Origin of the sequence: Hymenobacter sp. BT491 (genome assembly GCF_014349165.1) — a bacterium.
Lineage (GTDB): Bacteria > Bacteroidota > Bacteroidia > Cytophagales > Hymenobacteraceae > Hymenobacter > Hymenobacter jejuensis.
Genome location: NZ_JACSJJ010000003.1, coordinates 798,951 through 813,057, shown reverse-complemented (window position 1 = coordinate 813,057; position 14,107 = coordinate 798,951). Strand labels below are relative to the sequence as shown.

Genomic DNA, 14,107 nt, shown 5'->3' with positions numbered 1-14,107 from the left:
ATACAGCGCTAGGCAGCGAAAAATGCTAATGAGACTTCAGAGCAAATTTAATTAATCCCTCCACGCTCAGGTCATTACCATGGCGTTGTTGGATAGCGTCCAGGGTTTTTTCCGCGGCAGCGCGGGCAAAACCCAAGGTCACTAAAGCGGCTAACGCTTCGGCGCGGTTGGTATTGTGCGCCCGCGCCAACGGGACGGTGTCTACGCCCGCTTTGGCCAGCAATTCATCCTTGCGCATCTTGTCGCGCAGTTCCAGAATCACACGTTGCGCGGTCTTCGGGCCTACGCCTTTGATGCTCTGAATAGAGCGAACGTCCTCTTGCACAATGGCTTGGCGAATCTCGCCGACCGACATGGAGGAAACCATCATGATCCCCGTGCCCGGCCCGATGCCCGAAACCGAAATCAGCTGCATAAACAGCGCTTTTTCGTTTGGGTCTAGAAAGCCGTAGAGCGTGTGCGCATCTTCCTTAATGTGCTGATAGGTAAAGAGTTTTATTTTTTCTTCCTCCACCGGCAACTTCGAATAGGTGGCCAACGAAATCTTGATTTCGTAGCCAATTCCATTCACGTCCACGATGGCGAGGGTCGGATCTTTGTAAGCTAGTTTGCCGTCGATGTATGCGATCATAGAAACCAAAATAGGAGCGTGCAAGACACGCCCGTCATGACACGATCAAAAGGCAGATCGTTGGGATGGAAGAAGAACGTCAGCCGTTGGTATTTTATCCCAAAAATACTGGCATTCTTGGCTAAAAAATCTGGCTTTTATAAAGTTCGCCTTTTTGCGCGTCGTCTACAATGGTGGCGGAAGATAATCCCTACAGCGGCTTATTATAAGTCTGCGCATCGACCACGGCAATAGCGGCCATGTTCACGATTTCACGGACGGAAGCCCCCAACTGCAGAATATGTACGGGCTTGCGCATGCCCATCAGTACAGGGCCAATTACCTCAGCACCACCTATTTCTTGCAGAACTTTGTAGGCAATGTTGCCGGTCGCTACGTTCGGGAAAATCAAGGTGTTGGCACCTTTCTCCGCTAGCTCGCTAAAAGGGTAATGCTCGCGCAAGAGCTGCGGATTGAGGGCCGTGTTGGCTTGCATCTCCCCATCAAGTAGCAGGTCGGGGTAGCGCTTTTTGGCTAGCTCGGTAGCGCGCCGGGCTTTGTCGGGCAGGGCGCCGGGGTTGGAGCCGAAGTTCGAATAGCTCAACACGGCAATGCGAGGCTCGGTATCGAAAAAGCGCACGCCCCGCGCTGTCAAGCCAATGATGTCTACCATCTCCTCGGCCGTAGGGTCGATGTTGACGGTGGTATCGGCAAAAAAGTACGGCCCTTTTTTGTGTTGGATGATGTACATACCCGCCACGCGGTGCACGCCTTCTTCTACGCCAATCACCTGCAACGACGGGATGATGGATTTGCCGTAATCTTTGCTCAAACCCGTGATAAAGGCGTCAGCCTCACCGGTTTCCAGCATCATCGAGCCGTAGTAATTGCGTTCTCGCAACAACCGCCGGCCTTCGTAGCGCGTGATGCCACGGCGTTGGCGCTTTTGATACAGCAGCTCGGCGTATTCCTCGCGTTTCTCGTTTTCCTGCAGAATGTCAATAATTGTGCATCCTTCCAAGTCGAGGCTATTAGCGCGGACAATTGTGTTGATTTTCTCCTGATTGCCGAGCAGAATCGGGTGCGCAATGCCTTCGTCGCGCAGAATCTGGGCGGCTTTGAGAATCTTGTAGTTGTCGCCTTCGGCAAACACCACGCGCTTGGGGTTCGATTTGGCAGCGCTGGTGATGCGGTTCATCAGCTTCTGGTTGACGCCCAGGCGGCTGCGCAATTCATCTTCGTAAGCCGCCCAATCGGTGATCACCTGTCGCGCTACCCCGCTCTCGATGGCAGCCTGCGCGACGGCCGGCGAAATGGTGGTGATAAGCCTTGGATCTAAAGGCTTGGGTATCAAATAGTTACGTCCAAAGGCCAGCGTGTTGTCGCTGTAAGCCTTGTTTACCATGTCTGGCACCGGGTCCTTGGCCAGTTCAGCCAATGCCTTCACCGCCGCCAGTTTCATGGCTTCGTTGATCTCGGTGGCGCGCACATCCAAGGCCCCACGGAAGATGTAGGGAAAGCCCAGCACGTTATTGACCTGGTTAGGATGGTCGGAGCGGCCCGTGGCCATGATCAGGTCGGGGCGAGTCGCCATGGCAACTTCGTACACAATCTCCGGATCGGGGTTAGCCAGGGCAAACACGATTGGGTTGTCGGCCATGCGCAGCAGCAATTCGGCCGGCAGCACGTTGGCCGCCGAAAGGCCCACAAATACGTCGGCGCCTTCCATGGCTTCGGCCAATGTGGTGACGGTGCGGTCGGTGGCAAACTGCATCTGCAACGGCGCCAAATCGGTGCGGTGCTGGTTGATGACGCCGTCCTTGTCGAAGACCACGACGTTCTCAATTTTCAGGCCCAGCTCTACATATAGCCGCAGGCACGAAATGGCCGCCGCGCCCGCACCGCTTACTACCACCTTCACCGCGTCGATATTCTTCTCGACGATCTCCAGCGCATTCAGCAACGCCGCCGACGAAATAATGGCTGTGCCGTGCTGATCGTCGTGCATCAGCGGAATGTTCATCTGCTCGCGCAGCGCCGTTTCGATGCGGAAGCATTCGGGGGCTTTGATGTCTTCTAAGTTGATGCCGCCAAACGTTGGTTCCAGCGACTTCACAATGCGAATGAATTCGTCGGGGTCCGTCGCGTCGATCTCGATGTCGAAGCAATCAATGCCCGCGAACTTCTTGAACAATACGCCTTTGCCTTCCATTACCGGCTTCGACGCGTCGGGACCGATATTGCCCAGTCCCAGTACGGCGGTGCCGTTTGAAATCACGCCCACCAGGTTGCCCTTAGCGGTGTATTTGTAGACGTCGTCTTTGTTGGCCGCGATGGCTTTGCAAGGCTCGGCCACGCCGGGCGAGTAGGCAAGGGCCAAATCGAGTTGGGTACTGACGGGTTTGGTCGGTACTACCTCAATTTTGCCAGCGGGGTTTTGCGAGTGGTAATTGAGGGCGTCTTCTTTGTTTATTTTAAGCATAGAAGTGAGGGCGGAAGAACGGAGCGCTGGGGCGCTGTAATAAGCAAGGTGGCGCGAATTTGAGCGGGATCAAAGGTACGCTTCATTTAATGGGCAGAAAAAAGCCCCGCATCCTTGGGGCGCGGGGCAGGAAAGCGGCTCTTTTTAGAACAGAAAAAAATAGGGGCTTACCCTTGCACAATCACCAGTTTCTGGCCCGGTTTGACGTTGTCGGACTTGAGGTTGTTAAGCTTACGCAACTGCTCTACCGTCACGCCTTGGTAGCGACGAGAGATGTTGTAAAGCGTATCGCCAGGCTGAACCAAGTGCACTTTGCGGATAACTGGCGGCGCGGCGGGCGCCGGCTTTTTGGGGGTTGCGCTAGCTACTTTCGCGTGGGTCGTCCGGCGTGGCGTAACCTCACTAACTTGCGCTATTGCGGTTTCCTCGTCGCTGCTGGCAGCGTAGAATGTTAGGTGCTGGCCGGGTGCTACTTTCTCCGTTTCCAACTTATTCCAGGCCATGATCTGCGCAACGGTTACGCCGTGCTCACGCGCAATTTTGGTTAGGATGTCGCCCTTACGAACCACATAGCTTTTGGGCAGTGTGTCGTCGGTAGCCGCGGCAGTGTCGGTGTCTGCTTCAGCAACTTCCACCGATTTGGCTATTTCTTTGGGCGCTTTGTTAGAAGGTTTAGCTGAAGCAGTTGTCTTTATTATAACTGGCTCATTACCAAACGATTCTGTATTGCGGCCAGCGCTAGTTTCTGCTTCCTGTTTTTCGGCTACCGGAGCCGCGGCCATGGCAACAGAAGGCTTGGCAGTTGGGAGCGGTAGCTTGGCCGGAACATAAATTTTACGAGCTGATGCGACGGCCGTCCGAGGAGCTTCTGCTTCGCGAATGGGAAGTAGTACAAGCAGTTGCTGGCGTGGAACGAGGGCCTTGCCGCGCCGCAACTCGTTCCAGCGCAAGATTTGCGCGGGCGTCACGTCGTAGCGCTCGGCCACGGCGGCTACGGTCTCCCCGCGTTTTACGGTATGCCGTACGCGGCGATAGCGGGGCTTGTCGCTTTCTGGCCTAGGCTTGTCGGTAACTGCAACGCCCGTCTGGACCGAATTGAAATCCGTCATCCAAGGAAGGCGCGGGGCAATAGGAGCGGGTGGCGGCACGCTCACTTTGCAGAAATCAAGAAGCGTAGAGCGGTCGAAAACGACCATTTCGCTCCGAACGCAGGCCGGAACTTTCAGCGCATAATTGCGAATGGATTCCGGCAGGAAGGGCTTGCGGATTTCCGGATTCTGGCGTTGAATTTCGGCAGAGTCCAGGCCAAACTGCGCCGAAAACTTGCGCAAGTCTAAGGAGCGGCCCGAAACGACAAGCGTATCCATGGGCTCGGGGTACAAGTAGCGCATCGTTTCGGTGTGCAAACCGTGCTCGTGCGAATACTTGATCGCGTACATGGCCGCCGTGAAGGTGGGCACGTAGTTGCGGGTTTCTTTGGGCAGGTACGGATAGATCGCCCAGAAATTGCGCTGGCCCCCCGCCTTCCGGATGGCTTTCATGATGTTGCCGGAGCCGTAGTTGTACGCGGCCATTACCAGCTCCCAGTCGCCAAACATGCGATACAGGTCGCGCAGATACTTGCAGGCGGCTTCCGTCGACTTCTCGGGGTTCATGCGCTCGTCGATGTACTCATCGCGGCGCAACCGTAGGTCGCTGGCAGTTGGCCCCATAAATTGCCACAACCCCACAGCACCCACGCGCGAGCGTGCTTGTGGTACCAGGGCTGATTCTACAACTGCCAGATACTTAAGGTCTTGTGGGAGCTTGTATTTAGCTAAATACGTTTCGAATAGCGGGAAGTACAGGTGTTCACGTTCCAGAATGCGCTGCGTATACGCCCGGTTGCGATTCGTGAAATACTCCACAAAGCTCATTACGGTGCCGTTGAATAGGTGCGGCACGTCGGTCTCGAAGCAGCTGATGCGGTCACCGACCAAGTCGCGCAGTTCCGGGGGCGTATGTGCCCAACGTATCTTTAACGAATCGATGGTGGGGGCAGCCACCAGTGTATCGGGTAGCAGCTCCAACTGTACGTGGGTGGTATCGTCATTGAGGCGGCTACCGTTCGGATTCAGTTCGGGAAGCACCTGCGCCTGCGCAAGAGGCGACAAGATGCTCACAAGCAGAAAAGAAGCGGCGACACGCCACAATAACTTTTTCATCAGGGAATAGCTAGTGTAAGTGATTCCGTGACTGATTTTGCAAAAGCCAACAGATGCTCCTCGCGGAAGGCTCCGCTCAATACTTGTAAACCAATGGGCAATCCTTTCGAATCGGCACCCGCAGGAATCGAAATAGCCGGAACACCCGCCAACGAAGCCTGCACCGTGAAAATGTCAGCCAAGTAAATAGCCAATGAATCTTTTTCGTTTTCGCCAATGCGAAACGCAGTGGTAGGCGTGGTGGGCAACACCAGAAAATCGTATTGCCGTAGGAGTTCGTCGGTTTTCTCTTTAATCAAACGACGAACTTGCTGAGCTTTAGTATAATAAGCGTCATAATAATCTGCCGACAGTACAAAAGTGCCCAGCAATATGCGCTTCTGTACCTCGGGTCCAAAGCCCTGCGCTCGTGTCTTTTTATACAAAGACTCAAGGTCGGTGGCATCGGGAGCCCGGTAGCCAAACTTCACCCCATCGTAGCGGCTCAGGTTGGAGCTGGCTTCCGCAGTGGTAAGAATGTAATACGTCGGGACGATGTAGTCGAGGTGATGGAAGTCGACGGCTTCTACTACGTGGCCTTGGCTGCGTAGCAAATCGAGCGCTCTTTCAGTCGCTTCTTTGATCTCCGGATTTAAGCCGGGCCGCTCCAGACAATCGCTGATGTAGCCGATGCGGTAGTGTGGGGCAGGTGTTAGCAGCTCGCTGTAAGCCGGCACGGGGTGCTGGCTGGCCGTGCTGTCGAAATCGTCAGCGCCCGCCATTACTTCCAGCAGCAAAGCCGCATCTTCCACCGAGCGCGTCAGCGTACCTATCTGATCAAAAGAAGAAGCGTACGCGATCAAGCCGTAGCGCGAAATGCGCGAATAAGTAGGCTTGAAGCCAACAATGCCGCAAAATGCTGCCGGCTGACGCACCGAGCCGCCCGTATCGGAGCCGATAGAAGCTAGGCACAGATCGGCTTGCACGGCTACTGCCGACCCACCCGATGACCCACCGGGAACGCGGTCGGGATCTATCTCGTTGCGGGCTGGTCCGAAGTAGGAGGTTTCATTGGAAGCCCCCATGGCGAATTCGTCGCAGTTCTGGCGCCCAATGATGATAGCGTCTTCGTCTAGCAAGCGCTGCACAGCCGTACCCGTGTACAACGACTTAAACCCGTCGAGGATGTGGCTGCTGCTTTGCAGAGAGTGGTCTTTGTAAGCCAGCACGTCCTTGAGGCCAACTACCATACCCGCAAGCTTGCCAGCGGTACCGGCAGCCAACTTGGCATCTACGGCATCGGCCTGCATAAGTGCCTCATCAGCAAATACTTCCAGAAAAGCGTTCAGATGGCTTTTCTTCTGGATGTTATCCAGATAATACTCCACGAGCTGACGACAGGTCACGGTGCCTGCCGTCAGCTCGTTACGAACTTCGGTGAGAGAATTAAAGCGTCTCAAATCACAGAATTAGTTGGTCGTTTGATCAAGGCGAGGGCTATCGGCCACGGGAGGCGTGATGCCACCATCCATGGGCGGTGCAATAGGAGTTACAGGCGCGTGCGTGCCTTCTGGCTGGGCTACAGGAGCTTGATAAACAGGCTGCTGCGGCGCTTGATAACCCGTATTGTTGTTGAATTGGTTTTGATATTGGGTTGGCTGGGGCTGGCCTGAGTTTTCGATTTCACTGCGGATTTCCCGCGACGCATCTTTAAACTCCCGAATGCCTTTGCCTAAGCCGCGCGCTAGTTCCGGGATTTTATTGGCGCCAAAAAACATCAGGATGACGACCATAATCAGCAGCAACTCGCTGCCACCAATGTCGCCGAGGAAAAGCAGAACGGGCATGTTCATGATTACAGGCGGGGTTGGGTAGGATCGTTTGGATTAACTGGGCGGTCGCGGTACTCAGGCTTTTCTTCCTTCGTAGCATCTTTGAACTCCCGAATGCCCTTTCCCAGGCCTTTGGCAAGTTCCGGGATGCGCTTGGCACCGAACAGTAAGATGATGGCAATAACAATCAGCAGAATTTCGGTGCCACCAAAATTGCCGATGCCTAGAAACAGGGAAAGCAGTGTCATGATGAGAGGCCTGAAGCCGGTTTGGGGTGCAAAGCTAGGTATACGCTGTTTAGCGTGATTCAGGATTGGTAAAGGTACCCTATAATTTTCAAAACAGTTTTACAGGACTCTATCTTTCCTGTTGCGCCGGTCAATCCGTTTCGGCAAACGGCTCGTACATATTCGGAAGCCTTGACTGGTAAAAAAGGAAGTTCAGCGTCTAAATACTTATATTCACCGTCGTAAGATTGTTATTTGAGCTCATTTTTCGAAGCAAATGATGCTTAGGCACCGCTGATGCCGTTTGCTCCGCTTTGATTCGCAGCTGCCTCTCCCCGAAGATTTAACGTTCTTAAAAAGTTGGCTCGTAACTCCAGCACAACCCGTTCCGCCCTTCCCGACCTGCACAGCAGTGACGAAGCACAGCGGCTCGAGGTTTTACGTAATTATCAGATTTTAGACACGCCACCCGAGCAAGTGTTTGATGATCTGACGCGCTTAGCGGCTTTTATTTGCAATACGCCGGTTTCGCTTGTGTCCCTGATTGACTCTGATCGGCAATGGTTTAAGGCCAAAACCGGCTTTGATAACATTGAGGGATCTAAACGCGAATTTGCGTTCTGCAACTACGCGATGTACTCCGACGACGTATTCGAAGTAGAAGACGCGAGCTGCGATCCTGCTTTTCAGATGAACCCGATGGTGACCGCTTCACCTAGCATTCGCTTCTATGCTGGTGCGCCGCTGGTAACGCCGGAAGGGCATCCGTTGGGAACGCTTTGCGCCATCGATACGGTGCCGCATCGCCTGAGCGATAGCCAACGCGAGGCCCTGCGGATTTTGGCACGTGAGGTGGTTTCGCACTTGGAGCTGCGTCGCGCCCGCCTGCAACTAGAGCAGGAGCAGCAAAAACTGGACGGGCTGTTGCGCATGGCCAACAACGCGGCCGATTCATTGTATTTTGATAACCGCTGCGAGATTTTTATCAAGCAGGATCATAAACTGGTGCGCGTCAACACGGGCGATATCCGGTATGTCGAAGCCCTTGGCGATTACGTGAACATCCACACGGCCCGCGAGCGCTTCACGGTGTACAGCACCATGAAAGACCTAGAAACCAAGTTGCCGCCCCGCGACTTTGCACGCGTTCACCGCAAATACATCGTGCGCCTCGATCGGATAGTCGCGATTGAAGCCGATTCCGCTTTGGTGGAAACGGAACGCGCCGGGCAGCCGGTGCCAGTGCCCATTGGCAATTCCTATAAAGCGGTGCTGCTCAACAGGCTAAACTTGGTATAAGCTGCTGCTGAGCTGCGATGCAAGACAGCACAGCAAAACAAGCCTTTCACCGAGAAAAATTATACTTTTAGCGAAATAGGTTAGCGTCTGAGCCGTAAGCTATCTATCTTTCGTCATGTTATCGGGGCTTCTGCTATGCCGACGAGCCAGTTTGGCTTTATTTGGCAACTGCATGACGCGCTGATAGCTAAGTTTGTTTTCATAGCTCAGAAAGGCACCGTGCGATGTACGGTGTTTTTTTTGCCCATGCAGGCGCCTGTCTTGTGACTTGTAAATAATTGGTAATCAAGTATTTATACGGAAAAAGGCCGCGCTAGATGTAGCGCGGCCTTTTTCTTTGTAGCGAATCGTTCCCATAAGAGCCGTGTTGAGTTGCTACTTGTGGCCTATCCAATTCTGAGGATTAAGGTTAGCGCTGTTTCGCCACACCTGAAACTGTAGCTCGGTAGTGCCGTCGGAACTGGTATAGACGGTGCCGATTGGCTGGCGCATCTTCACTTGCTGGCCTTCGCTGACGCTGACACTGCGCAGCTTGGCGTACACCGTGAAGTACTCGCCGTGCTGAATCATCACGATGTTGTTCATGCCCGCGATGCTAGCTACGGTGAGCACTTTCCCGTCGAAAACGGCGCGGGCAGGCTCACCGGCGCTGGTTTGAATATCAATGCCGCGGTTTTCTACCATCACGTTTTTGAGCACCGGGTGCGGGTGCCGCCCAAAAGGCTGGGAGATAAAGCCCCGGCTCACGGGCCACAGCAGCCGGCCGCGGTTCTCGGCAAACGACGACGACAACACGGCCGTTTCGGGCGTCAGGGTTACGCGGTCGGTGCGGGCGGGCTCCGGTTCGGCTTCACTAGAGCTAGAACGGGAAGTAGCACCCGGACTGCGGCTAGGCGCATTGGCGGCTCTTTCGCGGTTCGCGGCGGCTCGGGCCGCGGCACGTGCCGCGGCTACGCGGGCTGCCCGCGCGATTTCTTCGCGGACGCGTTCGGCAATGAGGTTATCGAGGCGGCTGACGGCTTGCTGACGTTCGGCCAACTCCTGCCGCAACCCTTCTTCCTGCCGGCTGAGCTTCGTCACCACTTGGTCCTGCTGCGTTTTGAGCGTAATCAGGTTGCGGTTTTCGTTGAGCTGGGTGCTGAGCAAGCTGCTTTTTTCCTGCTTCTTTTCAGTGAGTCCCGTAAGCTGCTGACTCAGATGCTGTTGCGTATTGCTAATTTGGGCGGCCTGCGCCCGGCGCACCTCCGAGTATTGCCGGATGTAGCGCAATCGTAGCATAAACTGATTGAACGACTCGGCCGCAAACAGGAACATGATCCGGTTGTAGCTGTTGGCTGTTTTGGACGACGCATAGATCAGCCGTGCGTACTCTGCCTTCAGCTGCTCAAGGCTTTGCCGGGTTCGTTGCACCTGCGTTTCTGTCTGCTGCACATCCGACTCGATGTATTTCAGCTCCGACGAAATGTTTTTGATGACGCCCTGCTGCACATTCAGCTTTTCCTTGAGCGCATTGAGCTGCCCAATAGAAGCCTGTTTCTGCTGCTGCGTTTGGGCCAGAATGCGGCTGGTTTCTCGGATGCGGCGCAGGGTGGCCCGGCGCTCACGCTCCAATTGGGCTTTCGTTTTCTTGCCGTTGGTTGATGGCCGGCTGCCCGAAGAAGTTCGGCGCTGCGCCAAAGGTGAATTGCTCAGCGCCATGAATAGCGCCGCGATCAACAGCCCATAGAATGCGTAACTGCGACTATTTTTTCCGCGCATAACCCGAAGGTACCGAGAACGGGAATGCCAGACGCTCCTTGTCTACATCCACGTTGCGGTAATTAATCGAAACCGTAGAAACGGGCAGCTTGGCCTGTTGGGCTTTCACCAGCACCGAGTAGGCAAATTGCTGCGTCGTTGCTTCCAGCGGTCGGAAATCTGAGTAGTCTACTTTGAAGTTGTTGTCGGTTTCGCGGTCGCGCACGGTAAGTTGCTGCATACGCGCCCGACTCAACGCAATAAGCTGTTCTATAATCAAATTAACTTGCTCATAATGAACAGTTTGTAAATCGCCGCTGGTGTTGATAGCAGGCGTTACACCGGGTGCTGCCGGCAGGTAATTGCCCAGCAACAAGGCCTGCACCTGCTCGAAGGTAACGGGCACGTTGAACCGCTTGCTCAGGTATGAGAAGTTGCCGGAGTAATATTCCTTCTGCAAGCGGTTGAGCAGCTTCACGGAGTCGCGGGTGATAAAGACCCGGCCAACTTCGCCGATGGGCGAAACCGAAGCGGAAATCCAGATAATGCTGTCTTTGCGCATCCGCAACGTAATGTTGACGGTGGGCGGCTTTTCACCGTTGGCTTCGATCTGGGCTTTGCCCTTGGCTGTTAAGTAGCGAAAATCGACGTTGCTGGCGCCTACTTCGGGAGCGACTTTGCCCGAAGTTGATTTGGTCGGAACGGCCTTGCGGGCACAGCCTCCTAACAGGAACAGGGCCAGCAACAGTACCAGCTCAATGCGTCTACTCATACAGTTTTTTCTCTTTGATCTTGCGGTCAATCAGGGCCGATGCTTCGCCCGTTTTCTTAGCGCGCTGCCATTCGGTCAGGGCTTGCTCTTTCTGGCCCAGTTGAAACAGCACGTCGCCGTAGTGCTCAATGACGTTGCCGTCGGTGCTGGTTTTCAGGGCTTTTTCTAAGTATTGCCGCGCTCCGTTGTAATCTTTTAGTTTGTACAACACCCACGCGTAGGTGTCGAGGTAAGTATCGTTGTCGGGAAACTGCTTGACCAATTTTCCCGACATTTCTTTCGCCTTGTCGAGCTTCTCGCCCCGCAACGACAGGTAATAGCTGTAGTTATTCAGCGCTTGGGCATTGTTGGCGTCGAAAGCCAAAGCTGCCTCGTAGGCCGCGTCGGATTTGGGGTAGTCCTTTAGCTCATGGTAAGCGTCGCCGAGTTGGGTATCAAATTGGGCCAGCAACTCCGGGTTATCAGTGGCGAGCTTGCGACCATATTCCAACGATTTCACACCTTTTGTCGGCTCTTTCTTCAGCAGGTGCGCTACGCCGTTATAAAACCACAGCGACGCCTGATTGGGAAATAGCTCCAGCGCTTGATCGGTGTGCCGCTGCAACGAGTCGATTTGGTTTAGTTCCGCATCAATCAGCACCACCTGCTGCCAAATCTGAAACTTGGAGTTGTCGAGGTGAATGGCTTTGAGGTAGGAGTCGCGAGCGTCCTTTTTATTTTCGGTAATGATCTGAATATCACCGGCTACTGCAAAGGCCTTGGCTTCTTTGGGATGCACGCGCATCGTGATGCCCGCGAGATCCAGCGCCGTGGCGTTCAGCTTGGGGTTGGGAAGTTGCCGAATGTAATCGACCAGAATGCGCACCTTGTCGTCGATGTCGAGCGCGGGGCTTTCAAACGCCAGCTTGATCTGTTTTTCCGACTCAGCCGCATTGCCCTGTTGCCGGTACACATCAGCCAGAATCATGCGGGCCTGTGGGTTGTCGGGGTCCTGCTTCAGCGCTTGGTTTGCCACTCGAATGGCATCAGCCGACCGATTGTTGGACGCGTACAGCTCGGCTTGCGCCAGCACGTACCGCACTTCTTCCGGGTTGGCTTTGATCAGGGACTCTCCTTCTTGCAGTGCTTTATCTAACTTGTTCTGTTTCAAGTAGATCTGTTGCTTCTTGAAAGAGACTTCGTCGATGGGCCCAAACTGCTTTTCGGCTTGGTCAAACGTCGCGAGCGCTTCGTCCAGCTTACCCTGCGCCATGTACAGATCGGCGAGGTTGAAAAGGTAATAGTTCGATCCCGGGACGTCGTGAATCAGGCTAGTGTACACCTTCGCCGCGTCGTCGTACTGTTTCTGCGACGTATAAATTTGGGCCAATAGCAGATAGTAGTACGCGTTCTTCGGATCAAGCTTAACGGCTGACTGCGCAAAGTTGGTAGCGTCTTTTAGATTGCCGCTCAACAGGTTGGTCTCGGCTATCTTGTAGTTAATGGCGGCGTTGGTTGGGTTGAGGGCATAGGCTTTGAGCAACCGCTCCAGTGCCTTGTTGTAGTCCTCGAGCAACACATACTTCACGCCATCGACGAAAAACGACTCGCTCATTTCCCGGTCGCGCTCCGAGAGCGGCCGGGCTTGCTGCCCGGCCGTTTCTATTTCGGCGCGCTTAGCCAGCTCCTTGCGCTCGCGGCGCGTGAGCTTGCGCGGCTTTTTCTCAGCCGAGGAGGCTGCCTTATCGGGCGCAGGCTTCTGCTGAGCAGCACTCTGTTCCGCCAACAGCAGGCTTAGGAAGAGAAAGAAAAAAGCAACAATTCGACGCATAGACGCAGTAGCGCGGACGGCCGCCCGCCGGTCAGAAGGAAGGAGTTATGCGAGATAAACAAATCTGCGAACGGAAGTTCGCGCTACTGCTAACGTCAAAAGCTTGAAAATCATCACACCCGCAGGGTGTTATAGTCGCCCACGCTTAGGTCGTGGGGCTTGCTGGTAACGCTGGCGTGGTTGCCAATCATGGAGTTAGTCACGCTGGCATTGAGGATCGTGGCCGACTGCTGCACGATGGAATTGGTCACCACCGAATCGCGCACGTTGGAGTTGTCGCCCAAAGATACGTGCGGACCAACTACGGAATTGGTAATGATCACATTTTCACCGATATACACCGGCTGAATGACTACAGCATTTGTAAGCTTGGCCGAGGCAGCTACCAATTTCTCGCCGCGCTCTTGCAGGTATTCTAAGTAGCGTTGGTTGGTGAAAACCGTGGCGTCTTTGTTGCCGCAATCGAGCCACTCGGTAACGCGGCCGGGCACGAACACCGTGCCTTTGTTTTTCATGTTTTCAAGGGCGTTGGTGAGCTGGTATTCACCTTTGTCCTTGATATCGTTGTCGAGCAAATACTGCAACTCGTTGCGCAGGTAGTCGCCGTCCTTGAAGTAATAGATGCCGATGATGGCCAAATCCGAAACGAACTGCTCAGGCTTTTCTACCAGTTCGGTGATGCGGCCTTGGTCGTCGAGCTTTACCACGCCAAACGGCCGTGGGTCGTCTACGCGCTGCACCCAAATGGTGCCGTCGGCAGAAGTGTCAAGCGTGAAATCCGCTTTAAACAACGTGTCGGCGAAAGCTACCACCAACGGTCCGGTCAGCGAATCCTTGGCGCACAAAATGGCGTGGGCTGTGCCCAGGGGCTCGTCTTGGTAGTAAATCGTGCCCTTGGCACCTACCGATTCCGCAATTTTTACCAGGCTCTTCTCTACTGTTTCGCCAAAACGACCTACAATGAAAGCCACTTCGTCGACGGGCTCGCCGCAGACCTTGGCGATATCTTCCACGAGGCGCTGTACAATGGGTTTTCCGGCAATCGGAATCAGAGGCTTGGGAACGGTGAGCGTGTGGGGGCGCATGCGTTTGCCCATGCCGGCCATCGGGACGATGATTTTCATAGCGAAAGAGTACTGGTTTAGGGTTGGAAGA

At 54.6% G+C, this 14,107-nt stretch carries 11 protein-coding genes; 1 reads left to right on the top strand and 10 read right to left on the bottom strand.

All coding sequences use genetic code 11. The features are described 5' to 3' along the window. Window positions 1-25 precede the first annotated feature (25 nt). The 6 genes from ruvA to tatA (H9I52_RS14980) form a co-directional block, all read right to left on the bottom strand. Window positions 26-631 (bottom strand): Holliday junction branch migration protein RuvA, encoded by a 606-nt coding sequence (gene ruvA / locus H9I52_RS15005; RefSeq protein ID WP_139515779.1) that lies wholly within the window; start codon window positions 629-631, stop codon window positions 26-28. A gap of 190 nt (window positions 632-821) precedes the next feature. Continuing rightward, on the bottom strand, window positions 822-3,092 hold the full coding sequence (locus H9I52_RS15000) for an NADP-dependent malic enzyme (protein WP_187454494.1): 2,271 nt from the start codon (window positions 3,090-3,092) through the stop codon (window positions 822-824). Window positions 3,093-3,259: 167 nt separating this feature from the next. Continuing rightward, window positions 3,260-5,296: a LysM peptidoglycan-binding domain-containing protein gene (locus H9I52_RS14995; protein ID WP_187454493.1), complete on the bottom strand. Its 2,037-nt coding sequence runs from the start codon at window positions 5,294-5,296 to the stop codon at window positions 3,260-3,262. Beyond that, the gene (gatA, locus tag H9I52_RS14990) at window positions 5,296-6,735 is read right to left on the bottom strand and encodes an Asp-tRNA(Asn)/Glu-tRNA(Gln) amidotransferase subunit GatA (protein WP_187454492.1); all 1,440 of its coding nucleotides are present in this window, start codon (window positions 6,733-6,735) and stop codon (window positions 5,296-5,298) included. Before gatA ends, H9I52_RS14995 begins: the two co-directional genes overlap by 1 nt. 9 nt (window positions 6,736-6,744) lie before the next feature. Continuing rightward, window positions 6,745-7,128, bottom strand: coding sequence for a twin-arginine translocase TatA/TatE family subunit (gene tatA / locus H9I52_RS23270; protein WP_139515783.1), 384 nt, complete (start codon window positions 7,126-7,128; stop codon window positions 6,745-6,747). Window positions 7,129-7,130: 2 nt separating this feature from the next. Beyond that, entirely contained in the window at window positions 7,131-7,355 is a 225-nt protein-coding gene (gene tatA, locus H9I52_RS14980) for a twin-arginine translocase TatA/TatE family subunit (RefSeq protein ID WP_139515784.1), read from the bottom strand. Between the two features lie 339 nt (window positions 7,356-7,694). On the opposite strand from tatA (H9I52_RS14980), the gene H9I52_RS14975 reads away from it, so the two are divergent. Next, entirely contained in the window at window positions 7,695-8,633 is a 939-nt protein-coding gene (locus H9I52_RS14975; RefSeq protein ID WP_187454491.1) for a GAF domain-containing DNA-binding protein, read from the top strand. 375 nt (window positions 8,634-9,008) lie between these two features. On the opposite strand, the gene H9I52_RS14970 is transcribed toward H9I52_RS14975, so the two are convergent. The 4 genes from H9I52_RS14970 to H9I52_RS14955 all read right to left on the bottom strand — a co-directional run bounded on the left by H9I52_RS14970 (window position 9,009) and on the right by H9I52_RS14955 (window position 14,076). Continuing rightward, a complete protein-coding gene (locus tag H9I52_RS14970; protein WP_262386081.1) occupies window positions 9,009-10,391 on the bottom strand; it encodes a murein hydrolase activator EnvC family protein in 1,383 nt (460 codons plus the stop codon). Then, window positions 10,375-11,142, bottom strand: a complete 768-nt coding sequence (locus H9I52_RS14965; protein WP_187454490.1) for a DUF4292 domain-containing protein — start codon at window positions 11,140-11,142, stop codon at window positions 10,375-10,377. Before H9I52_RS14965 ends, H9I52_RS14970 begins: the two co-directional genes overlap by 17 nt. Next, the gene (locus H9I52_RS14960; RefSeq protein ID WP_187454489.1) at window positions 11,135-12,952 is read right to left on the bottom strand and encodes a tetratricopeptide repeat protein; all 1,818 of its coding nucleotides are present in this window, start codon (window positions 12,950-12,952) and stop codon (window positions 11,135-11,137) included. Before H9I52_RS14960 ends, H9I52_RS14965 begins: the two co-directional genes overlap by 8 nt. 113 nt (window positions 12,953-13,065) lie before the next feature. Next, window positions 13,066-14,076, bottom strand: coding sequence for a sugar phosphate nucleotidyltransferase (locus H9I52_RS14955; protein WP_139515788.1), 1,011 nt, complete (start codon window positions 14,074-14,076; stop codon window positions 13,066-13,068). Window positions 14,077-14,107: the final 31 nt, after the last annotated feature.